Here is a 15,283-nt window from a genome sequence, read left to right on the forward strand (position 1 = left end):
ATTATTCCTTTTGAGACTTTAATACACTTAATGGAGATAAAATATATACGGCTAAAATCCCTACCATAACAGTAAGGCCAAAACTAAAAATGGCGGGGGTATCTGAAAAGGCGAGCATACCAAACACACACATCGAAGAGGCGGCCGACAAGCTAATGGCCAATACATTTACCGCCGTTAAGTTGTTAATTTGGTAAAACACTAAATAATCTATGGCTAGGCCAATAATGAGTAAGCCACCTAGCAGATTAAAAATTGAGATACTTCCTTGCGCTGCATTACATACCCAAAGCATAGTCAATAGGCTGGCACTTAATGTTATCACCTGCACAGTGCCAATCCGAAGGCCAAATTTATAGCTAAATAAAACAAAGCAAATAACAATGGCCACGCCCAATGTAAGCAATAAATACTGGCTGTAGTTTTTAAGTAGGCTACTGATTTGCTCAGGCTTGTTATATATAAACGCATCTTCATAAGCATTAACGTTAGAAGTTAGCGCTTGCGTGGATATTCCCGATACAGAAAACCAAGTAACAGCCTTATTAGGCTCAACAAACATTTGTGCATTTAAAAGTGCTGAAAAATGACTATTTGCTAAAGCGTCGTAACTCAAAAGTTCTGTGTTAGCTGACTCAACTTTTATCCCTGTATATTTTTCAGTGATAATTAACACATCGCTTTTAACAGCCCCGTTAAAGAGCGCTAAATTATTTTTTTGCGTGCGCTTACTAGGTAACCAACGCTTAATAGCATTGTGTTTAAGATGTGGGTTAATACGCTTTAAATCATCTATTAGTTGCTCTTGCTTTTGCAGTAGTTGTTCAGCATTTGATGCAAATAAAAATACAATGTGGGCATCTAACTGTCCCAATAAAGTTAAATGCTTTTGCTCATTAAGTATTAGTTGCTGTGGGCTTGCATTTAGTAAACGTACATCGTTGTTAAATGAAACCGGTTTAAGGTAAAACAAAAACATTAACACCAGCCCCAATACGAGTAAAACCGATTGCTTACAACGGTTAAAGCGCACCATTAAACCTAATAACTGCTGACTTTTAATCAAACTTCGCTCAGAGAGTACAAGCTTAGATTGCCAGATAGGTAATATAATTAATGTGAATAACCAGGCGCTCGCAAGCCCAGCAATTACAAACACTGCTACTTGCGATAAAAGTGAAATTGGCGCACCTAATAAACAGCTATAGCCGAGGCCTGTTGTAATAAAAGATAAAAGCAAAGCTGTTTTTGTGCCTTTACTTAACCCACTACTTTGGTAAAAACTGTTGCCATACGCTAAATCAGTCATCGCATGAAATGCATAATCAATAGCTATACCAATTAGGGTTACAGCAAAAACTAGTGTTAATAAATGAATCGAATTAAACACAAATACCATGGCCGTAGCACCACCAGCCAGTGCACTAAGTACGGTTAAGCTTGCAAGCAAAATGCTACTGACTTGCCTAAATACCCAAAACACCATTAAAAGTAATGCGATTACACTAAGGCCACCAAGTAAGCTCATTTCATACTTAGCTTGCTGAGCGTTTTCAGCTGTATGAAAAAGAGCACCTGAATAGCGAATAGTGGTCTGTGGGTACGTATCATTTAAACTTTCAAGCTTATTTTTAATGCTGCTCGCAAGCTTAATAGACTCATCAATTGGGAGGCTATTGTTAGGAATGGTAGCCAATATAACAGCATAATCAGTATGATTTAGACGGCGCGTTAACCGCTCATTTTTTAAAGAGAATAACTGACTTTGTTTTAAATTATCGCCTATAAATGCAGCAAGACTTAAACTAATATCGGCTTTTAGGGTGGCACTTACAAAAGGGTTTCCTAATTGATTTAATTGAGTAAGGTAAAATGACTCAAACTGTGCTTTATCAACCATACTATTTTTATAATTGTCGCTGAGCAGCGCATGTTGATACGCAGAGAACACTGAAGATAACTGCTCAATGCTTGGCAGTTCAAAGCTATTTTTTATATCACGTTTTAACAGCCATGATTTAAGCTCGTCATGTGCTAAGTTTTTACCATCACCAGTAAATGAAAACATAATACGGTTTGCATTTTTTTTAAAAAAGACCTCTTCGCCGTACGCCAATTGAGAATGTGATTTTGGTAATAAACTAAACATATCAGCATTTAATACAGGCTTAGTGATATACAAAGCAGCACAAAGTAAAACAGCTAAAAAACCAAACCATGTAATAAGTACACTAATACGTTTAATCACATCACTTTCCCGAAGGTTACTTACACTTATTAATTATTAGGTGTATTTGCATAAGAAAACTCTATTACTGTGTTGCTACCCGAGTGCTCATTTAAGGTTATACTTTGTACACGCTGGTTATTTTCACAAAGAATAAAATGGCTAAACAGCTGTTTTAATAGCGTATCTTTTGGCTTTAATAATAAACAGCCTGTTTGATTTGTTACATCAAACCGCGCATATAAGGCTCTCATATCTAATCCGAGTAAGTCAGTTAATAAGCCTACAAACTGCTCGCTGCCAGGCTGAGGAGTAAGCTCACCCTCTTTATTTTTCACAAATACTTGGCCATTCTCGATTAGTAATGTACTTTGCACTGGTGTTTTTACATACCAAAGCAGCTTTTCCCCTTCAAGTGTAAACTCCCCTTTAGAGATGAATGGTTTAGAGAAGCCGGCAAAATGTTTTAATTGCTTAAATTCACCCGAAACTGTCGTAGCAGCTAATAAGCTGGCACTAAAAAAAACAAAATAAAGACAACTAACAAACACACAATTTTTTAAATAATTCATAGCATCATCCAATATTAGCTAAGTATTTTTGCAAGCTTATCAACTATCACCGCTGGTGAGGCAAACTGCATTTCTTTAGTCGATATCTCAACAGCAACTTGAGTGGTAGTCGCTTTAGTAATACGCTTATTCGTTATGGCATCTGTAATTACATAATCAATTTTTAATCGGTTTTCGAACTCTTTTAAATGCGCGGTCACTTTAATTTTTTGGGTAAATATGGCGGATGCCACGTACTTAATTTGCATATCCACTATTGGCCACGCATAACCCGACTCCATCATTTGAGGATAGTCGTAATCAAATAATCGCAGTAACTCACAGCGAGCCACCTCTAAGTAGCGAGGGTAATTACCATGCCATACAACATTCATCGGATCGCAGTCATGAAATGGAATTTCAATTTCCACTTCATGAGTTAGCAAAGCGCCTTTACTATTCATATAAAGCCCAACGTTTTTCTTGAATATAACTAATGGTTTGTCTAAGTACCGCTTCCATTGGCCTATCTTCAGTTAGGTTTTCGAAATAATGAGTTATGTCAGTATACATCGCTTGCATATCTGCAGTTAAACTTGAAAATTCAAGTTCGCCTTGTTTAATACGCAGCCTCACCCCTTGAATACTTGCTAGTAACGTACTTGCAATAACCTGCTCTGTAAGCTGTAAAATACGCAAACAATCACGTGAGGCAATAGTCCCCATACTTACTTTATCTTGATTATGGCACTCAGTAGAGCGAGAAAATACACTTGCAGGCATCGTTAACTTAAGCGCTTCAGCAGTATAGGCACTGGCGCCTATTTGCACGGCTTTAAAGCCATGATTTATGTAACGACGTTCAGCCTCACTATCTGATAAATTTGATGGTAATCCATTATTAAATTTAGTATCGACCAATGAAGCGATTTGCCTGTCGGCTAAATCTGCCAGATTTGCAATCGCCGTTTTCATACTATCCATTGCCATTGCAATGTGGCCGCCATAAAAATGGCCACCATGAAGTACATGTTCACCCTCGCCATCAATAATGGGGTTATCGTTTGCAGAGTTAAGCTCGTTTTCTATCATCTGCCTGAAAAATGGCAAACTATCTTGCAATACACCAATAACATGCGGTGCACAGCGAATAGAGTACCTATCTTGCAGTCTATCAGCGTTACGAGGATGGTCATGATGGTTTAAATCATCTCGTATCCATTTAGCAACTTGTTGCTGCCCAGGATGAGGCTTAACAGAGAATAAAATTTCATCAAAATGATGACTATTACCTTTAAGAGCAAGGCTAGACAATGCAGTAATCCTACTTGCAAGTTTTGCTAAATAATTAGCTCTATCAAACGCTAAACAAGCCAGTGCGGTCATCACAGCTGTACCATTCATAACTGCAAGCCCCTCTTTTGGGCGAAGCGTTAAAGGCTTTAAACCAGCCGCTTGCATTACCTGCGCGCTGTTAAGTATTTTATCTTTGTAAAAAACATCACGTTCACCAACCATAGCACCTGCTACATACGACAGTGGGGTTAAATCACCGCTAGCGCCTACCGAACCTTCTTGAGGAATAACAGGTACTATATCAAGGTTTAAATAGTCTTTGAGAAGATTAAGCATTTCCCAGCTTACGCCAGAATAGCCTTGTGAAAGTGATGCTAAGCGAGTAGCTAAAATTGCACGCCCTTGTACTTTATTAAACACATCGCCTAGTCCACAACCATGAAAGCGCGTTAAATGTAATGGTAGCTCATCAACTAAGTTAAGTGGTACAGGAACCGTGACTGAGTCACCATAGCCTGTAGTTACCCCATAAATCACACCATCTTCTTTGAGTAGAGAGTCTAAAAAGCTAAGCGCGCTATCAATTTTTGCGCTAAATTGCTCGCAGCCACTTAATTGCACCTGAGTATTTTGATGTGCAATATTAACAATATCTTCAATAGAAAGTTGTTGGTTTCCAAAAAGCTGTACTTCCTGAGCTGACACTCTACTTCTCCTTTGCATTGCTGCGTTCTACTTGCTGATCGTTTTGCCAAAAATCATAAAAATTAAACCACTGATAAGGATACCGCGCGGCATAAAAGCCTAAACGTGCAGAAAAATCTGTAATTACAGTGGTTAATAGACCTTGCCTTTGTGAGCGGGGTATTTTTAATGTTTGGCTATAATGTTCAAAAATCACATGATACTTTTTTGTTTTTTTATCTTTTAAGCAAAATAAAAAGTAAACGGGGCAATCTAATAATGCAGCTAATATAAAAGGCCCTTGAGAAAAAGATGCTGGCTTACCTAAAAACTCAACACGTGTTGATCGCTCACCCGTTGTAGCGCTTGTTCTATCACCAACAATAACGACTATTTCACCCTGCTCTACTTTATCTTTTAATAAAATAGCTAGATCAGGCCCCATATCGCTCACTTGAATTAAGTTAACCGACACCGCGGGGTTAATTTTTTTAAGCATTTTATTAAATTCAACAGCGTGATGAGTAAATACAAGCACATTAATTTTTTTACTGCTGCGATGCTGGCTCAGTGCTCTACATACCTCAAGGTTACCCAAGTGAGAGCCAATAAAAATGGCCCCTTGCTGTTGCTCATTTAAATCAATAAACAGCTGTTCATTAGTATATTGGATATCCTTTTTTGAAATCCGACCGAGCCAACCATCAATTTTATCAAGGGCGCTATCGGCAAAACTACAAAAATGCATAAGCTGTTGTTTAAAAGTTACTTTACGCTCAACATTATTGTAATTATTAACTTGGACTAAAAACTGCTTAGAAGCCGCGCGTGCAACTTTACCGGTAATAAACAAATAGCAAACAACCGGGAACAAAATAACCCACAGCCCTTTACGACCAAGTACTTTATGGGCAAATAGTAATATTTGTATACCTAAAAAGTTACCTCGCTCTTGCATTTTAGACCAATGTTTAACGGCCATAACGTCTCTTATATTTATGCCATAGTAAAACAGGTGAACGAAGCAGCATGCCAAAAAATAAACGCGTATGTAACCACGAAATACGCACATTATCTTGGAGTGGCTGGAAGTGTGACAAGCCATTTTCTGGGTAAATAACCTGGCTTGGTAAAAAAACAAATGGAACGTTGCGCCAATATAACCTAACCAGTATTTCTGGATCAAAGTCCATACGCTTACCGAGATTAACCTCACTCATAAGCTTATTAGTCACATTTAAAGGGTAGACTCTAAAACCACACATTGAGTCCACAATTTTAAAGCTGAGCGTTTCTATCCATACCCACACATGGGTTAAATAACGTGCTAAGTAACGGTGCTTGGGAACCGATTCATCATACACTGGGCAACAACTAATTAATGCCTGTGGGTGTGTGTTTGAAAGCTCAATCAACTTTTTGATATCTGATAAATTATGTTGCCCATCTGCATCTACTTGTATTGCATGGCTATAACCTTGCTCATACGCGCAGCGCAATCCTGTTTGTACCGCACCGCCTTTGCCTTCATTTTGCTCATGCGATATAAGAGTGAGGTGGGCATATTTTTTCTCAAGAGTAGCAAAAAGAGATTTAGCCTGCACACTACTGGCATCATCAACCATTATTATTGGCAGCGTATACTCAGATAACGTTGCAAGTACTTCATCTATAACACTTACATGATTAAAATTAGGTATAACAATACAAAAATTATTCATCTGTATCACTTTTAAACACTATACGCCCTGAGGCGTGTTGGCCTTTATCTGATTGATACGAAAAGCCATACTTACCGCCAGGCTTTTCTTCAACAGTTAATTTAATTGTTAGACCAGGGGTAATAACAACCTGAAACTTAAGCACTTCAATATCTTTTACTTCACGTTTAACATTAAAGTATTTTCGCACGGCATCTACGGCCCAATCGAGCTGCACTACACCTGCTAAAATAGGCCCTTGACTAAAGTGACCTTTAAAATAATCTAAACTTGGCGGTATAAAAAGCGTTAGGCAATGACTCTGCGTTGACGATACACAGTTAACAAGTTCAGGCTTTGTGTTAATCAGCTTTGACAAAAAGAGACTCCAATACTTTTAAATTTATTTTAGCTTGCGTGTTGTAGGGTAATTGATTTAGAAAACGCCATTTTTTAGGCGTACAGATCCCTTCAAAACGATTCAATGTATGTGCTTTTAAAAGCGTATTAGTCGCTAACTTTCCATTGGCGTTTAAATATGCTTGTCCTTTCTGTGTAAGCACTATAACAGCGCCTAATACTAAACGTTTCCCATTTAGTGTTATTACTTTAGCTTCCTGTACCCACTCACTTTTGCATAAATGTAGCTCTAGTTCGTCAAGGCTTAAGCGTTTTTCTTCAAGCTTTATAATACGGTCAAAACGACCTAGTAATTCAAATTGGCCATTTTGAAATAATGTACCTCGGTCATCTAATAAATAGTTTGTTTGCTCAACTAAAGGCGAATTCAACACTAATCGTTGTTCAGAGGTACTGTGTAATGTGATCCCTAAAAATGGCTGCCAATGACTAACGTTCTCTAAAGACACAACCTGACGATATGCAATTCCGCCAGTTTCGGTGCTGCCAAATACTTGAGTAATGGGTTTATTTAGCTGTTTATTTAAAGTGACAGCGTCTTCATTTTGAAGCGGCCCACCGGATGAGAAAACCCACTGTAAATGTGACTTTTCTTCTATTAAAACGTTATCTTGATGCAGCCGCTTTAGCTGTGCCGGACTGGATATAAACACGGCCTGTGTAATTGTTTTAAGTTTAGTAGCAATATGCTCGGGGTAGTTAAGCAAGTCTGTATCAATTATGTGGTTATTGCTAAGCGGCCATAACACTCTAAATAACAAACCGTAAATATGCTGATGCGAAACACTGGCAATAAATACAGGGTTACGTTTTAAAGCAAACGTACTGTTGAGCGTTTTTATCTCTTTATTAAGCACACGCCACGATTTAAAAATAGGCTTAGCTTGACCTGAAGAGCCAGAAGTATAAAAAACAAGGTTACCTTCACTCGGCCAAGCAATTTTATTGAACGGTGTGTAGTTAGGTGTCGTTGTTAAATTACCAATATTTTCAAATGGCGTAGTCGCATGTTCGACTAAATCACTATCGCCCAAATAGTAAGGGGTTTGCTCTAAAAGCGCATTGAGTGTTTCGCTTTGACCATTAGGCGGTAAAATTATAGTCCAGCCTTTATGCGCCAATGCAAAAAGGTTTACAGCAAAATCATAGCTACTACTGTTGAAAAGCACTGCCGATGCTTTAGTAGGCGATTGCGGAATTTTAGCCAAAACTTGATTAATATCATTAACAAATTGACGCTCAGATAACGCTGAGCCATTATGATTAAATCGAATATTTATGCTTGCGTTATCTAAAGTATTAAACACCTGCATTCCTTTTTACTTTTTTCCTTACTAACCACTCTATTGCAAATAAAACACCCATAATAATGTATGCAATAAAACCGTTATAAAATGCCCACACATCAAGACTTGTAAACACACTAGTGTATAACGCTATACTGGCGTTAAAAACAAAAAAAACGCACCATATTTTAGTTACATTTTTAGTGTACGAAATGGCTCTTTTATCAAGCTTTGGCTCAGTGATACGCGCAAACGTTTCTATGATACTTGGACCTTTATAAAGCGAGTAAGCAAAAACAAAAAACATAACAGTATTTACAATAACCGGATAAAGCCGAATACCAAAATCACTGCCCATCGTTTTTGATAAGCCAATAGCTAAAATTCCAAGTAATGAGGCTGGCTTTATCCATGGCATTTTAGCTAATAAAGGCTTGCTTAACCAAAGCCTTATTATTAACAGTGTTAATAAAATCACAGTGAGTAAATAACTGTTGAAACGTGTCAGCCCTATATAAACAATGAAAGGGTAACAGGTTAAAAAAATCATTATTAACGCTGTTAAAAATGCCTTAAACATGCTTATTTAACGAGCTTTTCTATTTCAGATACAACATCTTGCACAGTGCGAACTTGTTTAAATGCGTCAGGCTCAATTTTCTTACCTGTAATTTCACGTAACTTAACAACTAAATCTACAGCGTCAATACTGTCTAAGTCTAAATCTTCGTACAGGTTAGCTTCTAAAGAGATATCTTCAGCATCTATTTCAAATTCATTTTCTAAAATGCCGTGTAATACATCATAAATTTCAGCAGCGGTTTTCATTATTATTCCTAGTGTGTGTTAATTAAGTACGTGATTGTTCTATAAATTGCGCTAAAGAGTTAACACTCGCAAAATGCGCTTTAGTTTGTTCTGAATTTGCATCAATTTTTACGTCAAATTCTTTTTTGATAGCAAGCCCGAGCTCTAGCGCATCAATGCTATCTAGCCCTAAACCATCTACAAATAAAGGCTCGTCGTCTTTTATATCGGCAGTGGTCATATCTTCAAGATCTAGGCTCGAAATAATCAATTGTTTAATTTGTTGTTTTAATTCACTCATATATAGCTAAGCTCTTTTGTAAAGTATTGTTGTAAGCCTTTCGTAAGCTGGCGGGACTGTATTGCAGGTACGTCGCTTGTATAAATAATATCGCTTTTGAAAGAATGTGGTGCTAGTTGCATAGAAAAATGCGCTTGGTATGGGGCTACTTTGTACCAAGGCGTCCCTTTAGTTAACGTATTAGGTTTCATTTTAATCAATACGGTGGTTATAGGGGCATGACATCTAAGGGCTATATTTGCAGCCCCTCTTTTAAATTTAAGCGAATTATGAGGTACTGAACGTGTTCCCTCAGGAAAAACAATTAAGTTATTCCCTCTTTTTAGTGTTTGCTCGCATTCTTTTAATAATTCTTGCGGGTCTTCATTGCTTATATAACCTGTACTTTTTATCACACCACGCATAAAAGGGTTTTTAAAAAGGTGTGCTTTTACAACGCAATCAACATTTTTAATAACCGATATAAGTACCACAACATCAATAAGTGATGGGTGATTAGCCAAAACAAGCTCGCCTTTCAAATTAGCTAAATGGGCTTTATCTTTAATATGAAAACGGATAGCGCCAGTATAATGCATTAAAGCGACAAAAAATTTAAAGCTATAATGCACTACCGTACGCGCATTTTCTTTTTGCTTTACAGGACAGCGTTGAAATAAACGTTGCACGGGGAATAGTAGTAAGGCTAAAAATAGCCCACCTAAACCAAATACACTAAAACAAAGGCCAGTGGCTATAATGCGCCAAACAAGGCCTATTACTCTTATTATTGTATTAAGCATAGTGTGTTAACAACCAACCATTAGCACTGGCGCTTTGTTTGTTAAACATTGCTTTAGCAAGCTCTAAACTTAAAGGAGTAGTTGTTTGTTCGCTATTGTTAGTGGCTTGTTTAGTTAAACTAAAATGAGCTTCTTTTTCTGTAGCTAAACGTATAACTAACGCAATAGAATGTGTTATTTGTGCCTCATCAACAAATGTTGTGTACGGCTCTGGGAGTGACTCATCTGTATGCACAAGTAATATATGTGGTTGTTTATACTCAACCAACTTTATATATGCTTCAATCAAAGCGCAAGCAAAGCTATCCTTACCCGCTGCGATAGCGTTCATAGGTTGGGTGTTACCGCTAATAATGCTATACATACCAATCGCAGCGTTGTGCACACTTAAACCAAAGCCTGTCGGAGATAGAGGTTGTTTCTCACCAAGCTCTCCTAATAAATTAGCTGTTTTATGGAAATCGCCATGGCGTGATGAAAAAATAACAGGCATGTTTTCATACCCTTTATCATTTGTAACCTGGTGCGCAGTATGTAAAACCATTTTTACAAATGGTGTCATTCTTCTGCGCTGCATTGCAGGTACCCAACTTAATGTAATTGGTGATGAGTCGTACCAATTTTCAGAGGGGCTTTGTCGCTGTTCAGGCTTAATCCATGTAGCGAGTTGTTCAACAACAAATTTCACAAATAAACGTTATTTAGTAAGTAAGGGGGCGAGAATTTTACCGATATTAGCAATAAAAGTAAAATATTCATTAAATAAATGCCAGCACTTACTAACTGTTCAGCGCTGGCTCATATAACCTAAGAAAGCAAAGCAATATCACTTTGTTTTATACACTTAGCTTTATTGCCCACAATATCATCAACGTTAAGCGCGTTTATTAAGGCCTCGCCTTGTGCTTGTTGCTCATCGCTCAGTGGAACATACGGTAATCTAAATACGGGATTTACCGCGCCTGTCATCATCATTGCGGTGTTTATTGCAATCGGGTTTGGCTCGCAGAATAGCCAGTTCATTAAAGGTTGTAATGAGGTATTTAACGCATCATTTTTAGTATCCATTAATTGGCGGAACAACCCTGGTATAAGATTAGATGTGACCGATATAACACCGTGTGCATTGTGTGTGTGGCGTGCATCGTGTGCTTCGTCATCGTTACCTGACCAACACGCAATGCCTTGCTGTTCGTAATGGGCAATACGCTCGTTACCACCACATTCTTTTACACCAATTAAATTAGGGTGTTTTGCTAATGGCTCAATAATATCAGGGGTTAAATCTTGCCCTGTGCGCCCTGCTACGTTGTAAATAAACGCAGGGCCAATATCCAGTACACGTTTAAAGTGCTCGTTAACACCGGCAATAGAGGTGCGGCCATAATATGGGTTAATTTGCAGCGCGGCATGCATACCACTTGCAAAGCCATACTTAGTGGCTTTAATAGCTTCGCGAGTATTATTGCTCCCCGTATTCCCTACAATCACCAGCTTATCGCCATATTTATTTGCACTGTGCGCGATAAGCATTAAATGCTCTTCCCAGTTCATTAGCTGGCCTTCGCCGGTTGTACCACCAACCACAATGCCATCTACACCCGCTGCAATTTGTATTTCAACGAGTTCATCGTACTTTGCTAAATCTATTTCACCATTCGCTAAGTATGGGGTTTTAATGGCGGTAATTAAGCTTGCTTGTTTAATTTGTTCTAGGGTGCGCATAAAAATTCATTATTTATAAAACTTGCGCTATTTGTAACATACTTGCACGCATTTTTGCAGGCCTAAGCGAATAATAAACGTAAAATGGCTTGTGTTATTTAGTTTGATAATACAAAATACAAATACTGTACATTTAAACAGTGTTTGTATTTTTAACTTTAAGCGAGCCATTATGCGTTTATCTGACTACTTAGCCACTCATTTTTATAACACCGATGAGCTTTGCCATGCTTTAAATATTGATGCCGAGCAACTAGATACATGGCAGCAGCAAAGTATTTTTCCTAAACCAAGTTATTGTATAAAAAGCCAATTAAGTTGCAGCTCGTACTCTGGTTTGTATGAATGTGAAGAGTACGATGACTATTACCCGCGCGGCTGTGTAAATTGGGGGCAAGGGCTAATAAAACAAAAAATTGAATCCTCAAGCAATGCCTTTAATTACTTTGCGCAGCAGTACACGGCAAGCCTGAGTAAACTTGCCCAGCAAGGTTTTAGTTTTAATGAAGAATTATTTGGCTGCGAAATAGACGAGCATTTACAGCAAGTGTGGCAACAGTTTTTATGCAGCAAATACGGCGTACTGACACAAAACGGTTTAATTGACGAAATAGTATGTGTGGATATAGGCCGCTTGCTGGTAGACGATATTACTGAATTGCGCACTAAAGGAAGTTTAAATCAACAAGAGCGTACGCAGCTTCACCCCGCGATGAAATTACTCAATAAAGCATTAGGCCACGGCGCCGATCACGAAAAACAACACACATTACGTGCCCGTTACATAGATGCACTTATTTTAAAGTACGATTTATCGATTAAATAAAATGGCTGAGGTTTTAATACGAGGTGGGTATTTAAAAGACTAAGTAACGCAAATGGCGATGTATGCTTACGCCGCCACTGTATTTTACTCATTAACTAATATTAAGAGTGCTTTTACTAGCCGATGGTGTTGTACACATCAATATTACTGCTTGTTACAAGCCCGGTAACTTGGGTACCAAATGCTTTGTAGTGAGGCTCTTGTTTATGAGCTTCAAAGTGTTCTTGCGACGCCCACTGCTCACTTACAAGGTACTCGGTATTGTCTGAGTCTCGTTTAACCGACAACTCGTAACGCAAACAACCCACTTCTTGACGTGAATACTTTTGCAGATTTTCGAGCGCAGTTAAAACAACCTCTGCGTCGATATTTTTGCTCGCTATAGTGGCAATTACCGTTAACATACGGAGTCCTTTTAAAAAAATAAAGGTGCAGCTTTGCTACACCTAATGTTGTTTTGCGTATTTTATTACTGATCCCACTGCGGCGCAAAATCAGGCGTTGCTTGGCGGTCGCCACAATCAAGTCCGTCAATACGAGCAATGTCTTCAGCGTCTAATTTAACATGGTCATTAAAGTTATCTTCTAAGTTTTTACGCTTAGTTGACGATGGAATAGTGGTCATGCCGTTGGCATTAACCCATGCAATAACTACTTGCGCTGGCGATGCCTCATGCTTATTAGCAATATCGATAATAGTTTGATCTTTTAGTACTTTACCAACTACAAATGGCATATACGCTGTAACGTGAATGTCGTGCTGGGCACAAAAAGCGCGTAGCTTAGTATTGGTTAAATACGGATGCACCTCAACTTGGTTAGTAAATATTTCACGCGAATCAAGTGTTTGCATTGCTTCGTTTAAGTTGGCAATAGTAAAATTAGATACGCCAATATGTTTTGTTAAACCAAGCTGCTTAGCTTTTAAAAGCTCCGTTAAGTACTCACTCATTGGCTCATCATTTGAAGGCGCAGGCCAATGAATAAGCAGTAGATCGACAGAGTCTACTTGTAATTTCTCAAGTGACTTTTCAACGCTGGCAATAAAGTCAGTTTTATTAAGTTTGTTGTTCCACACTTTGGTGGTTAAAAATATTTCGCTGCGCGGAATGTTACTATCTTTTATGGCTTGGCCTACTTGCTCTTCGTTACCATAAATTTGCGCAGTATCAATATGACGAAACCCCACTTCTAACGCCATTTTTACTGAATTGTAGGCGGTATCGCCTTCTAAACGGAATGTTCCCATGCCTAAATCTGGCATTTCTATTACACGTTGTGTCATGGCTCTATCCTTATAAAATAATCGGTTAAAAATACAAACTGTTTAAAGTTTTACGAAATACACCTTTTACTTCTTTTGTGTTGTCACCTAAAAATTTATGACCTCAATACAGGTAATGAGGTCATAAATTTAAGTTTCAACCTTAACAGAATACTTTATGCTTGTTTCACTTCTCGCTTATCAAGCATGCCACTGTAACGAGTTACTACTAATGCTAGAGCACAAATTGCTGCGCCAATCCAAGCGGTATCTTGAAGTGACATGCCCTCTACTACACTGCCACCAATAATTGAGCCCAGTGCGATACCAATATTAAACGCTGCTATGTTTAAGCCCGATGCGACATCTACCGCATTAGGAGTATGCTTTTGCGCCTGTTTTACGACATAAAGCTGTAAGCCCGGTACGTTACCAAACGCAAATGCACCCCATACTAAAATAGTCAGTACGGCCGCTACTTTTGACTCCATCGTAAAAGTAAAAGCCAATAAAATAATTGTCAGCGCGCTAAATATAATACTCAGTGCGCTAATTGGGCCGCGTTTATCAGCCAGTTTTCCGCCCCAAATATTACCAATGGCTACCGATACACCGTAAACCAGCATAATTAAACCAATCGCTGAAGGAGCAAAACCTGTTTCTTGCTCTAAAATAGGTGCTAAGTAAGTAAACGCAGTGAACGTGCCGCCGTAACCTAAAATTGTCATTAAATATACGAGTAATAAGCGCGGCTTAACAATAACCTGAAGCTGCTCTTTAAACGTTGCCGGAATAGACTGTTTTAAGTTTTTTGGTACTAAAATAGCGCTGCCAATTAAAGCGATTAAACCCAGTACCGACACCACTAAAAACGTTGCTCGCCAGCCAAAGTGTTGGCCAATCCAAGTGCCTAGTGGCACACCCGTCACTAGCGCTACAGTAAGTCCGGTAAACATAATAGCAATAGCACTGGCTTCTTTATCTTTACTTACTAAGCTTGTGGCAATCATTGAGCCAATTGAGAAAAACACCCCGTGAGCCAAGCCTGTTAAAATACGCGCTAGTATTAATGTTTCGTAACTAGGCGCTTGCCATGCAAGTAAGTTACCTAAAACAAATAAGCCCATTAAGCTTATTAGTACAATTTTACGGTTCCAACGCCCAGTTAGTGCGGTCAGTACTGGTGCACCAATGGCAACCCCTACTGCATATAAACTAACTAGCAAACCCGCTGAAGGTAGGCTTACGCCTAAGTCGTTTGCAATAGTAGGCACTAATCCCACTATTACGAACTCGGTTGTTCCTATTGCAAATGCGCTTAAGGTGAGCGCCCACAAAGCCAATGGCATAATTAAATCCTCATTATTAGTTAAGACTTACAGTTTGACTAAAAATGTGTTTGCAAAAAATAGCA

The 15,283-nt window shown here is 38.5% G+C and carries 18 protein-coding genes; 1 reads left to right on the forward strand and 17 read right to left on the reverse strand.

Going from position 1 to position 15,283, the window contains the following annotated elements; translation table 11 throughout:
* Position 1: 1 nt before the first annotated feature.
* From B2R65_RS12620 to dapA, 14 genes are all read right to left on the reverse strand, one after another.
* Positions 2-2,248 carry an MMPL family transporter gene (locus tag B2R65_RS12620; protein ID WP_286743149.1) on the reverse strand — a complete coding sequence of 749 codons (2,247 nt, stop codon included), beginning with the start codon at positions 2,246-2,248 and terminating at the stop codon, positions 2-4.
* A 29-nt stretch (positions 2,249-2,277) separates the two neighbouring features.
* Complete coding sequence (locus tag B2R65_RS12625) at positions 2,278-2,799, reverse strand: outer membrane lipoprotein carrier protein LolA (protein ID WP_138577296.1); 522 nt, start codon at positions 2,797-2,799, stop codon at positions 2,278-2,280.
* Positions 2,800-2,813: 14 nt separating this feature from the next.
* Positions 2,814-3,242, reverse strand: a complete 429-nt coding sequence (locus tag B2R65_RS12630; protein WP_096042938.1) for an acyl-CoA thioesterase — start codon at positions 3,240-3,242, stop codon at positions 2,814-2,816.
* Positions 3,235-4,779, reverse strand: coding sequence for an HAL/PAL/TAL family ammonia-lyase (locus tag B2R65_RS12635; protein WP_039037438.1), 1,545 nt, complete (start codon positions 4,777-4,779; stop codon positions 3,235-3,237). The genes B2R65_RS12630 and B2R65_RS12635 overlap by 8 nt, the downstream gene beginning before the upstream one ends.
* Position 4,780: 1 nt before the next feature.
* Positions 4,781-5,740, reverse strand: a complete 960-nt coding sequence (locus tag B2R65_RS12640; protein ID WP_029771996.1) for an LpxL/LpxP family acyltransferase — start codon at positions 5,738-5,740, stop codon at positions 4,781-4,783.
* Entirely contained in the window at positions 5,730-6,479 is a 750-nt protein-coding gene (locus B2R65_RS12645) for a glycosyltransferase family 2 protein (RefSeq protein WP_286743159.1), read from the reverse strand. The genes B2R65_RS12640 and B2R65_RS12645 overlap by 11 nt, the downstream gene beginning before the upstream one ends.
* Positions 6,472-6,837, reverse strand: coding sequence for an ApeI family dehydratase (locus B2R65_RS12650; RefSeq protein WP_029771994.1), 366 nt, complete (start codon positions 6,835-6,837; stop codon positions 6,472-6,474). Before B2R65_RS12650 ends, B2R65_RS12645 begins: the two co-directional genes overlap by 8 nt.
* A complete protein-coding gene (locus B2R65_RS12655; RefSeq protein WP_286743161.1) occupies positions 6,821-8,185 on the reverse strand; it encodes an AMP-binding protein in 1,365 nt (454 codons plus the stop codon). The genes B2R65_RS12650 and B2R65_RS12655 overlap by 17 nt, the downstream gene beginning before the upstream one ends.
* Positions 8,178-8,642, reverse strand: a complete 465-nt coding sequence (locus B2R65_RS12660; protein ID WP_286743162.1) for a COG4648 family protein — start codon at positions 8,640-8,642, stop codon at positions 8,178-8,180. Before B2R65_RS12660 ends, B2R65_RS12655 begins: the two co-directional genes overlap by 8 nt.
* 104 nt (positions 8,643-8,746) lie before the next feature.
* The gene (locus tag B2R65_RS12665; RefSeq protein WP_004586477.1) at positions 8,747-8,992 is read right to left on the reverse strand and encodes an acyl carrier protein; all 246 of its coding nucleotides are present in this window, start codon (positions 8,990-8,992) and stop codon (positions 8,747-8,749) included.
* A gap of 22 nt (positions 8,993-9,014) precedes the next feature.
* The gene (locus B2R65_RS12670) at positions 9,015-9,272 is read right to left on the reverse strand and encodes a phosphopantetheine-binding protein (RefSeq protein WP_004586478.1); all 258 of its coding nucleotides are present in this window, start codon (positions 9,270-9,272) and stop codon (positions 9,015-9,017) included.
* Positions 9,269-10,054, reverse strand: a complete 786-nt coding sequence (locus tag B2R65_RS12675; RefSeq protein ID WP_054981881.1) for a lysophospholipid acyltransferase family protein — start codon at positions 10,052-10,054, stop codon at positions 9,269-9,271. Before B2R65_RS12675 ends, B2R65_RS12670 begins: the two co-directional genes overlap by 4 nt.
* Positions 10,047-10,742, reverse strand: a complete 696-nt coding sequence (locus B2R65_RS12680) for a beta-ketoacyl synthase chain length factor (RefSeq protein ID WP_095206597.1) — start codon at positions 10,740-10,742, stop codon at positions 10,047-10,049. The genes B2R65_RS12675 and B2R65_RS12680 overlap by 8 nt, the downstream gene beginning before the upstream one ends.
* A 119-nt stretch (positions 10,743-10,861) precedes the next feature.
* Complete coding sequence (gene dapA / locus B2R65_RS12685; RefSeq protein WP_029771987.1) at positions 10,862-11,779, reverse strand: 4-hydroxy-tetrahydrodipicolinate synthase; 918 nt, start codon at positions 11,777-11,779, stop codon at positions 10,862-10,864.
* Between the two features lie 172 nt (positions 11,780-11,951).
* Here dapA and B2R65_RS12690 point away from each other — a divergent pair, with 172 nt between their 5' ends.
* On the forward strand, positions 11,952-12,605 hold the full coding sequence (locus B2R65_RS12690) for a DUF6058 family natural product biosynthesis protein (protein WP_064387197.1): 654 nt from the start codon (positions 11,952-11,954) through the stop codon (positions 12,603-12,605).
* A 116-nt stretch (positions 12,606-12,721) separates the two neighbouring features.
* Here the strand turns inward: B2R65_RS12690 and B2R65_RS12695 are convergent, their stop codons facing one another.
* The 3 genes from B2R65_RS12695 to B2R65_RS12705 all read right to left on the reverse strand — a co-directional run bounded on the left by B2R65_RS12695 (position 12,722) and on the right by B2R65_RS12705 (position 15,218).
* Positions 12,722-13,009, reverse strand: coding sequence for a putative quinol monooxygenase (locus tag B2R65_RS12695; RefSeq protein ID WP_004586483.1), 288 nt, complete (start codon positions 13,007-13,009; stop codon positions 12,722-12,724).
* A gap of 65 nt (positions 13,010-13,074) precedes the next feature.
* The gene (gene dkgB, locus B2R65_RS12700; protein ID WP_121638473.1) at positions 13,075-13,890 is read right to left on the reverse strand and encodes a 2,5-didehydrogluconate reductase DkgB; all 816 of its coding nucleotides are present in this window, start codon (positions 13,888-13,890) and stop codon (positions 13,075-13,077) included.
* Between the two features lie 155 nt (positions 13,891-14,045).
* Positions 14,046-15,218, reverse strand: a complete 1,173-nt coding sequence (locus B2R65_RS12705; RefSeq protein ID WP_004586485.1) for an MFS transporter — start codon at positions 15,216-15,218, stop codon at positions 14,046-14,048.
* Positions 15,219-15,283: the final 65 nt, after the last annotated feature.

Source organism: Pseudoalteromonas sp. UBA2102 (assembly GCF_002331165.1).
GTDB lineage: Bacteria > Pseudomonadota > Gammaproteobacteria > Enterobacterales > Alteromonadaceae > Pseudoalteromonas > Pseudoalteromonas atlantica.

Bases quoted from the DNA above. Each gene is read 5' to 3' on its own strand.
- B2R65_RS12625 (WP_138577296.1), bottom strand. From the start codon at position 2,799: ATGAATTATTTAAAAAATTGTGTGTTTGTTAGTTGTCTTTATTTTGTT.
- B2R65_RS12630 (WP_096042938.1), bottom strand. From the start codon at position 3,242: ATGAATAGTAAAGGCGCTTTGCTAACTCATGAAGTGGAAATTGAAATT.
- B2R65_RS12640 (WP_029771996.1), bottom strand. From the start codon at position 5,740: ATGGCCGTTAAACATTGGTCTAAAATGCAAGAGCGAGGTAACTTTTTA.
- B2R65_RS12645 (WP_286743159.1), bottom strand. From the start codon at position 6,479: ATGAATAATTTTTGTATTGTTATACCTAATTTTAATCATGTAAGTGTT.
- B2R65_RS12665 (WP_004586477.1), bottom strand. From the start codon at position 8,992: ATGAAAACCGCTGCTGAAATTTATGATGTATTACACGGCATTTTAGAA.
- B2R65_RS12670 (WP_004586478.1), bottom strand. From the start codon at position 9,272: ATGAGTGAATTAAAACAACAAATTAAACAATTGATTATTTCGAGCCTA.
- B2R65_RS12675 (WP_054981881.1), bottom strand. From the start codon at position 10,054: ATGCTTAATACAATAATAAGAGTAATAGGCCTTGTTTGGCGCATTATA.
- dapA (WP_029771987.1), bottom strand. From the start codon at position 11,779: ATGCGCACCCTAGAACAAATTAAACAAGCAAGCTTAATTACCGCCATT.
- B2R65_RS12690 (WP_064387197.1), top strand. From the start codon at position 11,952: ATGCGTTTATCTGACTACTTAGCCACTCATTTTTATAACACCGATGAG.
- B2R65_RS12695 (WP_004586483.1), bottom strand. From the start codon at position 13,009: ATGTTAACGGTAATTGCCACTATAGCGAGCAAAAATATCGACGCAGAG.
- dkgB (WP_121638473.1), bottom strand. From the start codon at position 13,890: ATGACACAACGTGTAATAGAAATGCCAGATTTAGGCATGGGAACATTC.
- B2R65_RS12705 (WP_004586485.1), bottom strand. From the start codon at position 15,218: ATGCCATTGGCTTTGTGGGCGCTCACCTTAAGCGCATTTGCAATAGGA.